We start from the raw sequence: 17,770 nt of genomic DNA on the forward strand, positions 1-17,770 counted from the left end.
ACCGATTTTCCGAGAAGATTATGCTCAGACAAAGAGATAAGATCGTGATGCGTTTCCGCCGATACGCATCATGATCTAGCGTCCCTTGAAGGCCGGCTTGCGCTTGTCCATGAAGGCGCGGCGGCCTTCGCGGAAGTCGTCCGAGTCCATGCAGGCGTCGCCGATACGCCTGATCGCGGCCATGTCGCGGCGGCTCTCGTCCTTCAGCACTTCGGCGATGGTGATCTTGGCGGCCTGGACCGCCAGTGGCGCGTTGCCGGCGATCGTGCGGGCAGTGTCGAGCGTGGCCGGCAGCAGGTCGTCGGTGCCCATCATCCGGTCGACGAGGCCGATCCGTAGCGCCTCCCGGGCATCGATCCGCATGCCCGTATAGAGCAGCAGCCGGGCCTGCGACGGGCCGACCAGCGACACCAGGTTGCGCAGGCCGTCATAGCCATAGGCGATGCCGAGCTTTGCGGCGGGAATGCCGAACTGGCTGTCCTCGGACGCAAACCGCATATCGGTCAGCATCGCGATCTGCAGGCCGCCTCCGAGGCAGAAGCCGCGGATGCAGGCGATGGTCGGCTTCGGATAGTCTGCGAGCAGCGCCCGCTGCGCGGTGCTCTTCCGGGCATAGGCCTCCGAGGCCTCGGCGTTGTGACGGCTCTGCTCGAACTGGCTGATATCGGCGCCGGAGACGAACGCCCTGTCGCCCGCACCGGTCAGCACCACGACGCGGATGTCGGGATCGTCGCGCAGAGCGACCAGGGCCTGGCCGAGCCCCTCCCACATCTCCAGCGACATCGCGTTGCGCTTGTCGGGGTTGTTGAAGGTGACGATTCCGATGCGGTCATCGACGGTCAGCAGGATCTTGCCGTCGGCGAAGGAGGTGGGTGAGTCAGACGTTGCGGGCATGGACATCCGGAGGCGGCGGGGCAGGTCGCCCGCATCGTTCATCGCATCCGGTCGGCCGTCAACGCAGGATCGGAGCCGAGAGCCGTGCCAGGCGAAACCCCGGCATGCCGCCACTTCCTATGACGGCAGATTAGGCAGGATAGGCAGATGAGAGTGACGAGATCTCAGGCCGCGCAGCCATCGCTGGGCGGACGAGAGCAGCCGGACAGCCGGCCGCGCCGATCGATCGGCCCAAGGGCCGAAGCTGGTCCGAAGCCGTGAACTCGCCCGAGTTGGCTGACGCGCCTGGCGCCCCCAAGTTGCGCCCTCGAGCGAAGATGGCCCATACCCATCACGAGGTGGCCTGTCAGACGGCCTATTCCTCGTTCGCAGCGATCGACTCCATCAGGGACACCAGCTGACGTTGCACCGTCTGGTCCTTGATCTTGCTGTAGGCGCGCAGCAACCGCAGGCTGAAAGCGCTGTCCAGGAACAGCAGGCTCTCGACTTCCCGGGCCTTGTTGTCGCCGTCGTAGAAGAACGTCACGGGCACGTCGAGCGCGGTGGCGATCTGCTGCAGACGCGCAGCGCCGACGCGGTTGACGCCCTTCTCGTACTTCTGGACCTGCTGGAAGCTCACGCCGAGCTTTTCGCCGAGCTCCGCCTGGGAGATCTTCTGCTCCACACGCCGCAGGCGAATGCGCTTGCCAAGCTCGATGTCGGGCTTGCCGGCGCTGCGCTGCTTCATCTTCTTTGCCGCTGATTTGTTCATACTGATTTTACCGTCCTTCCGTCGGAAATCCCCCGAATAGATGGGTCAGGGGTTCACCCATATATACTGTTTTAAGTTGCTGGGGATGAATGAATTCGTCTTTAAACCACGGGTATTTGCCAGGGTTAAAAGCCTCCACCAGCCAGTCGATCATGTGGCGCACCCTAGGGATGCGTCCCGTGGTGGCGTGGTATGACAGCCAGATATCGTAGGACCACTTCAGATCAATCTCTAGTGGTATTATTTTCCCGCCCAGAGCGCTCGCATAGGTTGGGAATACGCCGATCCCGGCGCCGTGGGCCACGGCCCAATAATTGGCGCTGGAGACATTGGTGGTCATCGCGATCAGGTCGCGCTGCTCATAGCCGGGAAAGATCGTGGCGAAGGCGGCATTGGCCGCGGCCTCGTCGGCCACCTGCAGAACCAGGCGATGCTTCACCAGCTCCTCGATCGACCTGGGCACCCCATAGGCTTCGAGATACTTCTCGCTCGCAAAGCACATCAGGTGCATGCGGCCGAGCCGGACCAGCTTGACGTCGAGCGCCGCCGGCCGCGACAGATGGATGGCGACGTCCGCCTCGTGGCGCGACACGTCGGCCGATCGCATCGCGCAGTACAGGTCGACCATCACGTTGGGGAAGCTCTGCTGGAACTCGACGAGCCGCGGCGCCAGCCAGAACGTCCCGAGGCCTTCCGTCACCGCGACGCGGACCTCGCCGGACGCTGCGCTGGCCAGGCCATCGCCGGCGCGCAACAGTTCGAACGAGGCTGCTTCCATGCGCTCGACTGCCGACACGACCAGCGCACCTTCGTCGGTCAGGCGAGCGCCATGAACGTCGCGCGTGAACAGCGTCGCGCCGATCTGTCGCTCGAAATCATCGATGCGCCGGCGCACGGCATTGATCGAGAGTGTCAGTCGCTCCGCCGCCGAGCGGAAGCTGCCGGCCCTGACGACCTCGAGAAAGATGCGTGCCGCATCCCAGTCGGTGAGATTGGCCAGCGCTGATTTGCTTGCGGCCGGCTTGGCTGGGGCGGCACGGCCGGCGGGGCGGGCGGCAGCCTTGCCGAGCGCCGAGCCGGGCACGGCGACGTCGTCACCACGCTCGCGGACCGGATCGCCGCTCGCGCCCGGCGCAGCCGAGGGCTCGCCCTGCACAGCGGGCGCCAGGGTCGCCTGGGGGGCAGATACCTCCTGGCGTTCCTTCTGAGGAACGCCCCGTTCCGCCGCAACGCGCATACAAGCTTTCTCCGCCTGCTAGAGTGATTCCGCTAAACTACGGGACATGGCGCATTCCGTGCCATGCATTGATTGAGACATCGAGACGTTGACGTTCGATACGAGTCCTTCGGCTTCCATCCTTCGCGGCACGGTCTTACCGTCCGCAGGCGTGCGGAGGTACGCACGTTGTATGCCAAGGACACGCTTAGCGCGAGTCGAAACGAACATCGATGGTTTTTGCTTCGACCGCAATGAAATGGTATTCGAAGATGACCATAGGTCATGCTATCTTGATGAACGGATGGTGGCGCTGACTCATCGAATACCGATGTTCGATCACGCGTCCTCGCACGTATCGTGCCGGGACGTCGGCGGGCTGACCACAGCTTCGGGCGCGGGGGCGCCAGTGGAGCACGGAAAGCGCGCAGGAGGGCAACAGATGACGTATTGGAAAGCCATCCGCGAGTCGGGACTTGCTCGGCTCCCTCTCGTCGCACGCTAGAACGGAACGACGCCCGTGGCCAATTCAGACGACCAAATGCTTGCAGTGCTCGCGTCCTTGGAGCAGTGCCGTGCGACGCTTGTTGCGACCGGCAATCGCGAATCGGCGCAGTTGATTTCGGTCGCCATCCTCGACCTGCGTATGAAGCTGAACCGCCTGAGCGAGGACGACCTGAAGTCGCTCTGCGATGAGATGGTCCAGTCCGACAATCCCGACAAGCTGCGTGACCCGAAGCTTCAGCCGGGCCAGCGTCGCCAACCCCTGCTTCGAGTCGTTAAATAGCACGGTTCGCTATGTGCACAAAGGTGCATTTAGCGCATTTGTGATATGTCGTGATGATGATGAGACGCGCGCGCTCCGGGCGGCGCGCCTTGCCCGGAATGCCGATGCCGGCTGCATCGGGAAGGGTTGATGAGCTGTCATCAACCGATTCTCAGGGCCGGCAATCTCGGCGTCGGGAGCCTCGCGAGCCTCTCGCGAATCTAGAGACAGATATCTGGCGCCCGGGAAGGGGCGGCCGCCTGCGGCCGCAACTTCGGCACCTCTGTTGCGTATTCCCCGTATCGGCGGCATGAAGCGTCGTGCCCCCGGCGTCAGGACGCCGCTGACGGGGCGTATCGCGGGATTAGCATGATCCAGAACGTATCGATTCCGGCGGCGTTCATCGCTGGCCTGGTCAGTTTCCTGTCGCCCTGCGTGCTGCCGCTGGTTCCGCCCTACCTGGTGTATCTCACCGGTGCCACGATCGAGCATATCGAGAGCGAGGAGCCGCCGTCGGCGTCACGTCGCGCGGTGATGATCTCGGCGGCGCTGTTCGTGCTCGGCTTCTCCACCGTGTTCGTGATGCTCGGCGCCAGCGCCTCTCTGATCGGCGGCTTCATCCGCGCCTGGTCGGAGCAGCTCTCGATCCTCGCCGGCATCGTCATCATCGTGATGGGCCTGCACTTCCTCGGCCTGACGCGGATCGCGTTCCTGATGCGCGAGGGGCGGCTGCCGATCCCGAAGCCGGTCGGCCTGTGGGGCGCCTATGTCATGGGGCTTGCCTTCGCGTTCGGCTGGACGCCGTGCATCGGTCCGATCCTGGCCGCGATCCTGTCGATTGCTGCCGCAGAGACGACGGTCGCCAAGGGTGCCGGGCTGCTGGCGGTCTACTCCGCCGGGCTCGGCATTCCCTTCCTGGTCGCGGCCTTCATGATCGAGCAGTTCTCGGCGCTGTTCATGCGGATGCGCGGCCATCTCGTCAACGTCGAGCGCGCCATGGGCGTGCTGATGGTCGCAACCGGCATCGGCTTCCTGACCGGCGCGGTGTCGACCTTCAGCATCTGGCTGCTCGAGACGTTCCCGGCGCTGCAGAGGTTCGGCTGAGGCTTCAATCGTCCAGCTTGCAACTGATCGTGTAGACCACGCCCGGCGGCAGGAAGTCGACGGTGGCCTCGCCGCCGAGCTGATCGCGCGCGCTGCGCTCGATCAGGCGCGAGCCGAAGCCGCGCTGGATCGGCGCCGAGACGACGGGGCCGCCGGTCTCCCGCCACACCAGCCGCAGGCGGCCGGGCAGCTTCTTGGCCGCGTCCGGCTGATTGAATTCCCAGGACAGATCGACCGTGCCGGTGTCGTTCGACAACGCGCCATATTTGGCGGCGTTGGTCGCGATCTCGTGCACGATCATCGACAGCACGACGGCAAGCCGCGGCGACAGCGCGACCTTCGGGCCGGAGATCCGGATTCGCTCGGGGGTGTTCAGCCGGTACGGCTTGAGCACGCGGCCGATCACGTCCTCCAGCTCGGAGCCCTGCCATTTCTCCTTGCTCAGGAGATTGTGCGCCTCGGCGAGCGCGCCGAGCCGGCCCTCGAACTTCTCGCGCTCATGGCGGCTGGCGCTGCGGAAGGTCTGAACTGCAATGGCCTGCAGGATCGCCAGCGTGTTCTTGACGCGATGGTTGAGCTCCTCGATCAGCAGGTCGTGCAGCATTTCGGCGCGTGCGATCGTCGTTGCCATCCGCACCGCGAAGGCCAGCCCGATCGCCAGCATGATGCCGCCGAGCAGGCTGGTGATCGCGAGGTTGCGCCACAGCGGCGCGACCAGCGAGGTCTCGCTGATGCCGGCGCCGATGATCCAGCCGGTGAGGGACGAATGGGTGAAGCTCGACAGCAGCGGCTGACCTTCGAGCGAGACGCTCGACAGCGTCGCCTCGTGCTCGCTCATCATGCGATCCATGACTGAGGACGTGGCCTGCTTGCCGAATGTCTCGGCCAGATTGGGCACGCGTGCGAACACGGTGGCCTTGCGGTCGAGCAGCGACAGCGTCCAGTCCGCGTTCGGGCGCTGCTTGTCCAGAATGGTCTGGAACATCGCGATCGGCGGGCTGAAGGAGATGTCGTAGACGACCTCGCCGTTGCGAAACACCGGCACCTCGACCGTCACGATCAGGCTCTTCTTCACCACACCGTAGAAGAGGTCCGAATATTGCGGCTGCCGGGTCTCGAACACACGGCCGGTGATCTCGCGATTGCTACGCAACGGCAGGTGAGCCGTATCCGTCGTGGCGGATGAGAACAGCTGGTGACCCTCGCGATCGGCAACGACGATCGTGCCGTCCTTGCCGTATTGCTCGAGAAAGCCCATCGCGATCGGGCGGAAGCGCTCGAAATCGCCGGCGGTCAGGGCGTCGGTGAGCGCCAGGACCTGGACGCCGCCGGTCATGCGCTGCATCTCGGCATCGAGCGTCAGGCGGATGCTGCGCACCGTTTCGAGCACGCGCTGCCGCGCGTCGCTGCGGTCCTGCATGTAGTTGTGAAACACGATCCCGCTCGCAAACAGGATGAGCGGCAGTGTGGTCCCCGCGACCAGAAGAGCAAGCCGGACCGGCAGTGTCAGCTTCGGCACGGATGCTCCGTGGATGGCGTTCTCGACCGTCGCGCCGCGCCGGGACGCTTGGCAGGTGAATGGGCGCGGCGGTGATCGTGTGCGGCGAGCGGTTATCGGGCTGCAAGGGCGATAACCGCAATCGTCTTGCGGTTGTGGCCGTTCACATCCCTGTCAGCATAGGAGCGCGGCCTGCGCTCGCCAAGATCAATGCGCCCTGATTTCGTGGTTCCGTCAGCGGCTTTCGCGCCACAGCGATGCCGCTACAGATTGCTCTCGGTGATCGCCGCATACACCATCGTGCGCAACTCGCGCCGGATCGGATAGGCGCTCGACGGCAGCACCTGGGTCATGAAGATCGTGATCAGCTCCTCGGCCGGATCGATCCAGAATGCGGTGGACGCTGCGCCGCCCCAGGCATATTCGCCGGCGCTGCCCGCAATCAGCGTCTTGGCCGGATCCATCGTCACGGAGAAGCCGAGGCCGAAGCCGATGCCATTATAGGCGGCTTCCGCGAACATCGATCGCGACAGCGCCGGCAAGTCGACGCCGCCGGGCAGATGGTTCGATGCCATCAGCTTCAGCGTCTTCGGCCCGAGCAGCCGGACGCCGCCGAGCTCGCCGCCATTGATCAGGGCACGGCAGAAGGTCAGATAGTCCGCCGTGGTCGCGCACAGGCCGCCGCCGCCGGAGATGAAATCGGGCGGGCTGAGGAACGTGCTGGTTGTTGGATCGTCCTGCAGGGTCAGGCCGCCCTTGCGATCGGCGGCGTGGAACGACAGCGTCCCGGCGGGATCGGCCGAGTAGCATGCGGCGAGCCGATGGGCCTTGGCGGCGGGGACGTGGAAGCCGGTGTCGGCCATCCCCAGCGGGTCGAAGATGCGCTCCTTCAGGAAATGCTCGAACGGCTTATCGGCGATCTTGCCGACGAGATAGCCGACCACGTCGGTCGAGACCGAGTAGTTCCAGGCTTCCCCGGGCGAGAACTCCAATGGAATTTTCGCCAGATCGTCGATCATCGACTGCAGCGTGCCGGCCTTCTCGACCGCGCCGATCTTGGCGTCGCGGTAGGCGGCGTCGACATTCGAGCGCTGCTGGAAGCCGTAGGTCAGACCGGAGGTGTGGCGCAGCAGGTCGACGATCAGCATCGGCCGCGCCGGCGGCCGGCTGATGAAGGCCGGCGCCGTGCCCGCGACGAACACGCCGAGATTCTTCCATTCGGGGATGTATTTGGCGACCGGCTCGTCGAGTGCGACCTTGCCTTCCTCGACCAGCATCATGAAGGCAACCGATGTGATCGGCTTGGTCATCGAGTAGATGCGGTAGATCGTGTCGTCCGCGACCGGCACCTTGCGCTCGACATCGGCATAGCCGAGCGAGCTCTTGTGCACGATCTTGCCGCGGCGATAGACCATCAGCTGGGTGCCGGGGAAGCGGCCAGCATCGACATAGCGCTGCTTCAGATGAGCATCGATGCGGTCGAGCGCGGCTTTCGACATGCCGACGGTGTCGGGCGAGGCGGGGGTCGGGGCGAGCATCGGGCATCTCCGCTGTCGTTGGATTTTCGTGGCCCGCGCGGGACGCTGCGCAGGGCGGCAGACATGGGTGATAGCGGAAAATTGCCCCGCTTCCAATGGCAGGGCCCGGCGGCCTCGTGTAGCCTCGGCCGCCGGGAGGATTGCCAATGACTCAATTCAACGAGGCCGAGCTCACCGAGGCCGTCGTCGCAAGCTTCGCGCAGACGCCGGATGCGCGCACGAAATTCCTGCTTCAGGAATTAGTGAAGTCGCTGCACGATTATGTGCGGCGCACGAATCTCAGCTTCGACGAATGGGCCGCGGCGATCGACTTTCTCACCCGCACCGGCCAGACCTGCACTCCGAGCCGGCAGGAGTTCATCCTGTTGTCCGACGTGCTCGGGGTCTCGATGCTGGTCGATGCCATCAACCATCGTGACAGGGCAGGGGCCACGGAGACCACCGTGCTCGGCCCGTTCTATGTCGGCGAGCACAAGGTCACGCCCCACGGCACCGATATTTCCTCCGACCTCAAGGGTGAGAAGATGTTCGTGCAGGCGCGGGTGACGGATCTGTCGGGCGCGCCGCTGCCGGGCGCTGCGGTCGACGTCTGGCACGCCGACGACGAGGGCTTCTACGATTCGCAGCGGGCATCTTACGCGTCGGACGGGCCATCGTCGCGCGCGCGTTTCATTGCCGATGCCGACGGCCGCTTCTTCTTCCGCACCATTCTGCCCTGCAGCTATCCGATTCCGACCGACGGTCCGGTGGGGCAGATGATCGTGAGCACCGGGCGCCATCCGATGCGCCCGGCCCATGTGCACTTCCTGGTCGATGCCGAAGGCTACGAGCCGCTGATCACCCATGTGTTCATCGGCGGCGATGCCTATCTCGACAGCGACGTGGTGTTCGGCGTGAAGGACGACCTGATCGCCAAGGTCGATCAGCGCACCGATCCTGTGATGCCGGACGGCAAGCTCGCGGCGGCGCCGTGGCACCTGATGAGCTACGAATTCCGCATGAAGCCGGGCGCGGGGACAGCCCCGAGGCCGATGCTGGCGAAGCCCATCGACGCTGCGGCAGAATAGGACAGCGGACGTCGCCCACTTCTTGTGCAACGCACAGGAAGTGGGCGAATCGCAAATTTTGCGTGCGGCCATTCGGCATTTCGGCTCGCGAGCATTTTTATCATCCTATTGATTATTCGAAGATTCTTGTTCCGGCGGCCCTTGGCATGAAGCTTGAATAGATGGTTCCGACGCCATCGATGCCGTCTGCGCAAACCCCATCCGACATCTGACGCTGCCCCTTCCGAGGCTTCCCTCGGAGCGCGCCCCCGTGCGCGATCGACCGGCGTATGGCGGACGGCCTTTCAACCCATCGAGCGCTCTTCAGACAAAGGACGACAGTACTCATGACGAAGACTGCCAATTCCGCTCGCCGCAACGGCCTCAGCCGCCGTCAGCTTCTCAAGGCCGGCGCCGGCACGGCCGCGCTGCTTGCGGCCGCGAAGTTGAACCTGCCGGGCGGAGCGTTCGCACAAGGCGCTGGGCCGGAAGTCACCAGTGCCAAGCTCGGCTTCATCGCGCTCAGCGATGCCGGCCCGCTGTTCGTCGCCAAGGACAAGGGTCTCTTCGCCAAATACGGCATGCCGGATGTCGACGTGCAGAAGCAGGCGTCGTGGGGCACGACGCGCGACAATCTCGTGCTCGGCTCCGAAGGCAACGGCATCGACGGCGCGCATATCCTCACGCCCATGCCTTACCTGATCTCCTCCGGCAAGGTGACGCAGAACAACCAGCCGACACCGATGTACATCCTGGCGCGGCTCAATCTCGATGCGCAGTGCATCTCCGTGGCCAAAGAATATGCCGATCTGAAGCTCAGCCTCGACACCGCGCCGTTCAAGGCGGCGCTGGAGAAGAAGAAGGCCTCCGGCAAGTCCGTGAAGGCCGCGATGACCTTCCCCGGCGGCACTCACGATCTGTGGATCCGTTACTGGCTCGCCGCCGGCGGCATCGATCCCGACAAGGACATCGAGACAATCGTGGTGCCGCCGCCGCAGATGGTGGCCAACATGAAGGTCGGCACCATGGATTGCTTCTGCGTCGGCGAGCCCTGGAATGCGCAGCTCGTCAACCAGGGCATCGGCTACACGGCTGTGACGACCGGCGAAATCTGGAACAAGCATCCCGAGAAGTCCTTCGCGATGCGCGCCGCCTTCGTCGACAAATATCCGAAGGCTGCGAAGGCGCTGACCATGGCGGTCATGGAAGCGCAGCAGTGGTGCGACAAGATGGAAAACAAGCAGGAGCTTGCGACCATCATGGCCAAGCGGCAGTGGATGAACTGCCCGGTCGAGGACGTCGCCGGACGCACCGCCGGCAAGTTCGACTACGGCACCGGCAAGGTGGTCGAGAACTCGCCGCACATCATGAAGTACTGGCGCGACTTCGCCTCCTATCCGTTCCAGAGCCACGACCTCTGGTTCATCACCGAGGACATCCGCTGGGGCAAGTATGAGGCCGGCTTCGATGCCAAGTCTCTGATCGCCAAGGTCAACCGCGAAGATATCTGGCGCGAGGCGGCCAAGGAGATGAACGTTCCGGCTGCGGAGATCCCGACCTCCAAGTCGCGCGGCAAGGAGACATTCTTCGACGGCAAGGTGTTCGATCCCGAAGATCCCGCCGCCTATCTCAAGTCGCTGTCGATCAAGCGCGTCGACGCTTGATCAGGATCTTCAGCCGCGCGCGTGAAGCGCGCGGCTCCTCTCATTGCACGGAGAAAGGCTTCCGATGTCCATGCCAGCGTTGACCAATGATAGCGCTCCGAAGATCGTGCCGACCGCGTCACCATCAACATCCGCATCAGTCGTGACGATGACGCCGAAGCAGCAGCCGCGCGCCGAGCGCTACGTGAAGATGGCCCGTGAGGTCGCGGTACGCGTGGTGCCGCCGCTGATCGTGCTCGCTCTGTTCATCCTGGTCTGGGAGCTGCTGTGCCGCCGCGCCGGCTCGGCGCTGCCGCCGCCGTCGCGCGTCTTCGCCGACACGCGCGAGCTGATCTTCGATCCGTTCTTCGATCATGGCGGCATCGACAAGGGCCTGTTCTGGCATCTCGAGGCCAGCCTTCGCCGCGTCGCAATCGGCTATGCCATTGCCGCCGTCGTCGGCGTCGCGCTCGGCACGCTGATCGGCCAGTCGGTCTGGGCGATGCGCGGTCTCGATCCGATCTTCCAGGTGCTGCGCACGATCCCGCCGCTCGCCTGGTTGCCGCTGTCGCTCGCGGCGTTCCGCGACGGCCAGCCCTCGGCGATCTTCGTCATCTTCATCACCTCGGTGTGGCCGATCATCATCAACACCGCGGTCGGCATCCGCAACATCCCGCAGGACTACCGCAACGTCGCCGCGGTGGTGCAGCTCAATCCGCTGGAGTTCTTCGCCAAGATCATGATCCCGGCGGCCGCGCCCTACATCTTCACGGGCCTTCGCATCGGCATCGGCCTGTCCTGGCTCGCCATCGTCGCAGCCGAGATGCTGATCGGCGGTGTCGGCATCGGCTTCTTCATCTGGGATGCGTGGAATTCCTCGCATATCAGCGAGATCATCCTGGCGCTGTTCTATGTCGGCATCATCGGCTTCGTGCTCGACCGCCTGATCGCGGTGGTCGGCAAGGTCGTCACCCGCGGCACCGCGACGAACTGAGAGGGACTTCGATCATGGCCTATCTGAAGCTCGACCACGTCGACAAGACCTTCACTCGCGGCAATGCGACCACAGAGGTGCTGAAGGACATCAACCTCTCGATCGAGAAGGGCGAGTATGTCTCGATCATCGGCCATTCCGGCTGCGGCAAGTCGACGATGCTCAACATCGTCGCCGGCCTCACCACGGCCACGACCGGCGGCGTGCTGCTGGAGGAGCGCGAGGTCAACTCGCCGGGACCCGACCGCGCCGTGGTGTTCCAGAACCACAGCCTGCTGCCCTGGCTCACGGTCTATGAGAACGTGCGTCTCGGCGTCGACAAGGTGTTCAGCAGGTCCAAGACCCGCGCCGAGCGCGACGCCTGGACCTTGCACAATCTCAACCTGGTGCAGATGGCTCACGCCAAGGACAAGCGCCCGAGCGAGATCTCCGGCGGCATGAAGCAGCGCGTCGGCATCGCGCGCGCGCTGGCCATGGAGCCGAAGGTGCTGCTGCTCGACGAGCCGTTCGGCGCGCTGGATGCGCTGACCCGCGCGCATCTGCAGGACTCGGTGATGGCGCTGCATCAGAAGCTCGGCAACACCATCCTGATGATCACCCACGACGTCGACGAAGCCGTGCTGCTGTCGGACCGCATCGTGATGATGACCAACGGCCCGAGTGCGCATATCGGCGAGGTGCTTGAGGTCGCGCTGCCGCGTCCGCGCAAGCGGCTCGAGCTCGCGACCAACCCGACCTACGTGAAGTGCCGGCAGCGCGTGCTCGAATTCCTCTACGAACGGCACCGCTTCGTCGAGGCGGCCTGACAGAATCGAAGGCGGAGAGCGGATCGAACCGCTCTCCGCCTCCGGCGACTAACGGGTTCTCGTTTCATCAAAAGGATTTCCCATGACGCCGTCACAGATCGCCCTGGTTCAGGAGAGTTTCGCCAAGGTCGCGCCGATTTCCGACCAGGCCGCCGTGATCTTCTACAATCGCCTGTTCGAGGTCGCGCCGCAGGTGCGGCAGATGTTTCCCGATGATCTCACCGAACAGCGCAAGAAGCTGATGGCCACGCTGGCTGTGGTTGTGAATGGGTTGTCCAACTTGCCTGCGATCCTGCCGGCTGCGAGCGCACTGGCCAAGCGCCATGTGGACTATGGTGCCAAGCCCGAGCACTATCCGGTGGTCGGCTCCGCCCTGTTGTGGACGCTTGAGAAGGGGCTGGGCGCAGCTTGGACTCCCGAGGTCGCCGCGGCATGGACCGCTGCCTACGGCACGCTGTCGAGCTACATGATTGCCGAAGCCCACGGCAAGGCGCAGGCGGCGGAGTAGAGGCGTTGAGTGAACCGCTCGTCATCGTCGGCAACGGCATGGCCGCAGCAAAGCTGGTCGAGGAGCTGTCGCAGACGGCCCTCGGCCGCTATGCCATCGCCGTCATCGGCGAGGAGCCGCGGCTCGCCTATAACCGTGTGCTGCTGTCATCGGTGCTGGCCGGCGAGGCGGCGTCGCACGAGATCGAGCTCAAGCCGGCCGCCTGGTGGCGCGAGCGCGGCGTGACCTTGAAATACGGCGCGCGGGTCACCGGCATCGATGTCGGCCGCCGCGAGCTTCAGATCGAGAACGACGAGAACGTGGCGTTCTCGCGCCTGGTCCTGGCCACCGGCTCGCTGCCGTTGCGGCTCCCTGTGCCGGGGGCCGATCTGCGCGGCGTGCACACGTTCCGCGACAGCCGCGACACCGACGTGCTGCTGGCGCTCGCGGCGCGGAAGACGCGCGTCGTGGTCGTCGGCGGCGGACTGCTCGGGCTGGAAGCGGCCTACGGTCTGGCGCGCGCCGGCGCCAGGGTCACGTTGCTGCATCTGATGGACCGGCTGATGGAGCGGCAGCTCGATGCGCCGGCCGCCGCGCTGCTCAAGGCGCTGGTGGCGCGCAAGGGCATCGAGGTGCTGCTCAATGCCAGCACCGCGGCCATTCATGGCGACGGCTGCGTCGAGGGTGTCGAGCTGGCCGATGGTCGCCGGATCGCCGCCGACGCCGTGATCTTCGCCGCCGGCATCAAGCCCAATGTCGCGCTCGCCAAGGAGGCGGGGCTTGCCGTCAACCGCGGCATCGTGGTCGACGACGCCATGCAGACATCGGCGCCCGGCATCTTCGCGCTCGGAGAATGCGCCGAGCATCGCGGCACCTGCTATGGGCTGGTCGAGCCGGCTTACGAGCAGGCGCGGGTTCTGGCGCGCCATCTGGCCGGGCGCAAGGCGGCCTATGGCGGCAGCGTCGTGTCGACCAACCTGAAAGTGTCGGGGGTCTCGGTGTTCTCGGCCGGCGATTTCATCGGAGCCGAGGGCAGCGAGCAGATCGTGCTCAATGATGTGAGGCGCGGCATCTACAAGAAGCTCGTCATCGCGCAGGGGCGCCTCACTGGCGCCGTGCTGATCGGCGAGACACAGGACGCCTTGTGGTATCGCGACCTGATCCGCAATCGCGAGCCGATCGCGTCGATCCGGACGGCGATGATGTTCGGCCGCGTGGGGACGCGGCCGAAGGCTGCGTGAGGGGGGGCTCGCACGACGATGACCACTGTCGATCCCAAGCTGCGCACGGTGCGCACGGCCTGTCCCTATTGTGGTGTCGGCTGCGGCGTGCTGGCCACGCCCGACGGCAACGGCGGTGCCGCCGTTTCCGGTGATCCCGTGCATCCGGCCAATCTCGGCCGGCTCTGCTCCAAGGGCTCGGCGCTCGGCGAGACGCTCGGGCTGGACAACCGCCTGCTGCATCCGATGATCCGCTGCAAGGGCGGCATGGAGCGCGTCGCCTGGAGCGATGCGCTCGACCACGTCGCGAGCCGCATGAAGCACATCGTCGCCCGCGACGGCGAGGATGCGGTGGCGTTCTATCTCTCGGGCCAGATGCTGACCGAGGACTATTACGTCGCCAACAAGCTAATGAAGGGCTTTCTCGGCTCGGCCAATGTCGACACCAATTCGCGGCTGTGCATGGCCTCCTCGGTCGCCGGCCACCGCCGCGGCTTCGGCGCCGACACCGTGCCCGGCACCTATGAAGATCTCGACCAGGCCGATCTCTTGGTGTTCGTCGGCAGCAATGCCGCGTGGTGCCACCCGGTGCTGTACCAGCGCATGCTGGCGAACAAGCAGGGACGGGGCGCCAAATTCGTGGTCGTCGACCCGCGCCGCACCGACACGGCTGAGGAAGCGGACCTGTTCCTGGGGCTCAAGCCGGGCACCGACGCGGCGCTGTTCTCCGGCCTGCTGGTGCATCTCGCCGACGCCGGCGCGCTCGATCGCGACTACATCGCGAACCACACGAGCGGATTCGACGACGCGCTCGCGCGCGCGCGCAGCCTCGCCGGCAGCGTCGGCGCCACCGCGCTCGCCACCGGCCTGTCGGAGGCCGACGTCGCCGCCTTCTTCAAGCTGTTCCGCGACACGCCCAAGGCGGTCACGCTGTATTCGCAGGGTGTCAACCAGTCGGCGCAAGGCACCGACAAGGTCAACGCGATCCTCAACTGCCACCTTGCCACCGCGCGCATCGGCAAGCCGGGCATGGGGCCGTTCTCGCTGACGGGCCAGCCGAATGCGATGGGCGGGCGCGAGGTCGGCGGTCTCGCCAATCAGCTCGCCGCCCACATGGGTTTCACGCCGCCGGACACGGATCGTGTCCGACGCTTCTGGAAGGCGCCCAACATCGCCACCCATGAAGGGCTGAAGGCGGTCGCGATGTTCGAGGCGATCGCGCGCGGCCAGATCAAGGCGCTGTGGGTGATCGGCACCAATCCCGCGGTGTCGCTTCCGGATGCCGATCTGGTGCGTGCCGCGCTGAAGAAGCTCGAACTGTTCGTCGTCTCCGAGAACGTCCGCTCCAACGACACCGTGGATGTCGGCGCCCATGTGCTGCTGCCGGCGCAGGCGTGGGGCGAGAAGTCGGGCACCGTCACCAACTCGGAGCGCCGCATCTCGCGCCAGCGCGCGTTTCTCCCGCCGGCCGGCGAGGCCATGCCGGACTGGTGGATCCTCAGCGAGGTCGGCAAGCGGCTCGGCTTCGCCTCCGCCTTCAACTACAATTCCGCGGCCGACGTGTTTCGCGAGCATGCCGCGCTGTCGGCGTTCGAGAACGACGGCAGCCGCGATTTCGACATCGGCGCGCTGGCGACGCTGTCGAACGACGAATATGACATGATGGCCCCGGTGCAGTGGCCCGCGCCTGCGGGCAGGCCGCCGTCACCGCGCTTCTTCGCCGACGGCGCCTTCTACACCAACGACCGCAAGGCGCGCTTCGTCGCGCCCGAGGTCCCGGCGCTGCGCGGCGAGACCACGGCCGCGCGTCCCATGCGTCTCAACACCGGGCGCATCCGCGACCAGTGGCACACGATGACGCGCACGGGCCTCAGCCCGCGTCTGGGGGCGCATCTGCCGGAGCCGTTCGTCGAGGTGCATCCGGACGACGCGCTGCGCTACGGCCTGATGCATGACGGCTTTGCCAAGGTCACCACCGAGCACGGCCAGTGCATCCTCAAGGTCGTCGTCAGCGAGCGCCAGCAGCGCGGCATGCTGTTCGCGCCGATCCACTGGAATGCGACCAACGCCTCGCATGGCCGCGTCGGCGCGCTGGTCGCCTCGCACACCGATCCGTTCTCCGGCCAGCCCGAGGCCAAGGCGACGCCGGCCGCGATCAGCCCCTACGAGTACGTGTTCCGCGGTTTCATCCTTGCACGCCACGAGATCGCGCTGCCGTCCAATCTGTGGTGGGTGCGCGCCACGGTGCCGGGCGGCTTCGGCTATCTGTTCGCCGACAATGGCGACCTGTCGCGCTGGCCGGCCTGGCTGAAGGCGCACGCCACCGAGGACGTCGCCGACTACATGGATGTCGGCGGCGGCGTCTATCGCGCGGCGTCCTTCACCGAGGATCGCATCGCGACGTGCCTGTTCGTCGGCCCCGGCCACGACGCCGGCGACTGGAACGTCGTGAAGACGATGTTCGCCGCCGATCGTCTCGACGACGAGCAGCGCCGCATGCTGTTGTCCGGCCGCGCGCCGGATGGCACCGGTGGCGGCCCGATCGTCTGCGCCTGCTTCGGCGTCGGCCGCGACACCATCTGCGAGGCGATCGCGGCCGGTGCGCGCACGCCCGCCGCGATCGGTGCGCAGCTCAAGGCCGGCACCAATTGCGGCTCGTGCATTCCGGAGATGAAGCGGCTGATCACGCAGATGCCGGCGCAGGCGGCTGATGCAGTGAAAGTGGCGAGCTAGCCAATTCCACCGTCATTCCGGGGCGAGGCCGCAGGCCTCGAACCCGCAATCTCGATGTGTTGAGCGGTAATTGGCGCAAACCAATCTCGGGATTCCGGGTTCGACGCTGGCGCGTCGCCCCGGAATGACGTTGCTGGTTGACTACGCGCTGGGCGAGCCAATCGACGCCACCTCCGCTATCCTCTATGCTCTCCCAAATGAAGCACAAGACATTCGGAACCGGCGGCGCGAGTGTGTCCGTGATCGGGCAGGGCACCTGGTATCTCGACCACGCCGACCGCAAACGGGCCATCACCACGTTGCAGCGCGGCCTGGACCGCGGCATGAGCCACATCGACACTGCCGAGATGTATGGCGATGCCGAGCTGGTCATCGCCGAGGCGATCGCCGGCCGCCGCGACGAGGTGTTTCTGGTGTCCAAGGTCCTGCCCAGCAACGCCTCGCGCAAGGGCACGATCACCGCCTGCGAACGCTCGCTGAAGCGCCTCAAGACGGACCGGCTCGACTGTTATCTGCTGCATTGGCCGGGCTCCTATCCGCTGGAGGAGACCGTCGCCGCGTTCGAGGAGCTCAAGGCCGCCGGCAAGATCGCGTCCTGGGGCGTCAGCAATTTCGACGTCGACGATCTCGACGAGCTGCTTGACGTCGCGGGCGAGGGCAAGATCGCCTGCAATCAGGTGCTGTACCACCTGCAGGAGCGTGCCATCGAGCACGCGGTCATCCCGTGGTGCGGCCAGCACGGCGTCGCCGTGGTCGCCTACTCGCCGTTCGGCCACGATGACTTCCCGGAGCCGCGCAGTCCTGGCGGCGAAGTCTTGCAGCGCATCGCCCAGCAGCACAAGGCGACGCCGCGCCAGATCGCGCTCGCGTTCCTGACCCGCGCGTCATCTCTGCTCGCGATCCCCAAGGCGTCGCGTCTCGAACATGCCGAGGAGAACGCCGCCGCCGGCGACATCGCGCTCACCGCGGCCGAGATTGCCGCCATCGATCGCGCCTTCCCGCGCGGTCCGAAGCCGCGCGGCCTGCCCATGCTGTAGTGCAGCATCACGGAGTATTACGGATATTTGCTACCGG

The 17,770-nt window shown here is 65.6% G+C and carries 15 protein-coding genes; 10 read left to right on the forward strand and 5 right to left on the reverse strand.

Annotated features, from left to right (window positions below; all coding sequences use genetic code 11):
- Positions 1 to 75: 75 nt before the first annotated feature.
- From QX108_RS20675 to QX108_RS20685, 3 genes are all read right to left on the reverse strand, one after another.
- Positions 76 to 894 (reverse strand): enoyl-CoA hydratase, encoded by an 819-nt coding sequence (locus QX108_RS20675; RefSeq protein WP_315782688.1) that lies wholly within the window; start codon positions 892 to 894, stop codon positions 76 to 78.
- Positions 895 to 1,249: 355 nt separating this feature from the next.
- Complete coding sequence (locus QX108_RS20680) at positions 1,250 to 1,645, reverse strand: helix-turn-helix domain-containing protein (protein ID WP_006611929.1); 396 nt, start codon at positions 1,643 to 1,645, stop codon at positions 1,250 to 1,252.
- Positions 1,646 to 1,652: 7 nt separating this feature from the next.
- Complete coding sequence (locus tag QX108_RS20685; protein ID WP_315719103.1) at positions 1,653 to 2,882, reverse strand: LysR family transcriptional regulator; 1,230 nt, start codon at positions 2,880 to 2,882, stop codon at positions 1,653 to 1,655.
- Positions 2,883 to 3,402: 520 nt separating this feature from the next.
- Here QX108_RS20685 and QX108_RS20690 point away from each other — a divergent pair.
- A complete protein-coding gene (locus QX108_RS20690) occupies positions 3,403 to 3,648 on the forward strand; it encodes a hypothetical protein (RefSeq protein WP_172112161.1) in 246 nt (81 codons plus the stop codon).
- Positions 3,649 to 3,996: 348 nt separating this feature from the next.
- A complete protein-coding gene (locus QX108_RS20695; protein ID WP_315719104.1) occupies positions 3,997 to 4,731 on the forward strand; it encodes a cytochrome c biogenesis CcdA family protein in 735 nt (244 codons plus the stop codon).
- A gap of 4 nt (positions 4,732 to 4,735) precedes the next feature.
- On the opposite strand, the gene QX108_RS20700 is transcribed toward QX108_RS20695, so the two are convergent.
- Positions 4,736 to 6,250, reverse strand: a complete 1,515-nt coding sequence (locus QX108_RS20700) for a sensor histidine kinase (protein WP_315782685.1) — start codon at positions 6,248 to 6,250, stop codon at positions 4,736 to 4,738.
- A 242-nt stretch (positions 6,251 to 6,492) separates the two neighbouring features.
- Complete coding sequence (locus tag QX108_RS20705) at positions 6,493 to 7,767, reverse strand: serine hydrolase domain-containing protein (RefSeq protein ID WP_315782683.1); 1,275 nt, start codon at positions 7,765 to 7,767, stop codon at positions 6,493 to 6,495.
- Between the two features lie 146 nt (positions 7,768 to 7,913).
- On the opposite strand from QX108_RS20705, the gene QX108_RS20710 reads away from it, so the two are divergent.
- The 8 genes from QX108_RS20710 (at position 7,914) to QX108_RS20745 (ending at position 17,733) form a co-directional block, all read left to right on the forward strand.
- On the forward strand, positions 7,914 to 8,834 hold the full coding sequence (locus QX108_RS20710; protein WP_315782681.1) for an intradiol ring-cleavage dioxygenase: 921 nt from the start codon (positions 7,914 to 7,916) through the stop codon (positions 8,832 to 8,834).
- 326 nt (positions 8,835 to 9,160) lie between these two features.
- Positions 9,161 to 10,477 carry a CmpA/NrtA family ABC transporter substrate-binding protein gene (locus QX108_RS20715; RefSeq protein WP_315719107.1) on the forward strand — a complete coding sequence of 439 codons (1,317 nt, stop codon included), beginning with the start codon at positions 9,161 to 9,163 and terminating at the stop codon, positions 10,475 to 10,477.
- Positions 10,478 to 10,541: 64 nt separating this feature from the next.
- The gene (gene ntrB / locus QX108_RS20720; protein ID WP_315782679.1) at positions 10,542 to 11,450 is read left to right on the forward strand and encodes a nitrate ABC transporter permease; all 909 of its coding nucleotides are present in this window, start codon (positions 10,542 to 10,544) and stop codon (positions 11,448 to 11,450) included.
- Between the two features lie 11 nt (positions 11,451 to 11,461).
- The gene (locus tag QX108_RS20725; RefSeq protein WP_315726045.1) at positions 11,462 to 12,256 is read left to right on the forward strand and encodes an ABC transporter ATP-binding protein; all 795 of its coding nucleotides are present in this window, start codon (positions 11,462 to 11,464) and stop codon (positions 12,254 to 12,256) included.
- An 82-nt stretch (positions 12,257 to 12,338) separates the two neighbouring features.
- Positions 12,339 to 12,764, forward strand: coding sequence for a globin family protein (locus tag QX108_RS20730; protein ID WP_315782677.1), 426 nt, complete (start codon positions 12,339 to 12,341; stop codon positions 12,762 to 12,764).
- Positions 12,765 to 12,769: 5 nt separating this feature from the next.
- Entirely contained in the window at positions 12,770 to 13,984 is a 1,215-nt protein-coding gene (locus QX108_RS20735) for an NAD(P)/FAD-dependent oxidoreductase (protein ID WP_315782675.1), read from the forward strand.
- Between the two features lie 18 nt (positions 13,985 to 14,002).
- Entirely contained in the window at positions 14,003 to 16,696 is a 2,694-nt protein-coding gene (locus QX108_RS20740; RefSeq protein WP_315782673.1) for a molybdopterin-dependent oxidoreductase, read from the forward strand.
- A 197-nt stretch (positions 16,697 to 16,893) separates the two neighbouring features.
- The gene (locus QX108_RS20745; RefSeq protein ID WP_315782671.1) at positions 16,894 to 17,733 is read left to right on the forward strand and encodes an aldo/keto reductase; all 840 of its coding nucleotides are present in this window, start codon (positions 16,894 to 16,896) and stop codon (positions 17,731 to 17,733) included.
- Positions 17,734 to 17,770 lie beyond the last annotated feature (37 nt).

The sequence above is a fragment of the Bradyrhizobium sp. SZCCHNR1002 genome (assembly GCF_032381435.1).
Classification (GTDB): Bacteria; Pseudomonadota; Alphaproteobacteria; order Rhizobiales; family Xanthobacteraceae; genus Bradyrhizobium; species Bradyrhizobium aeschynomenes.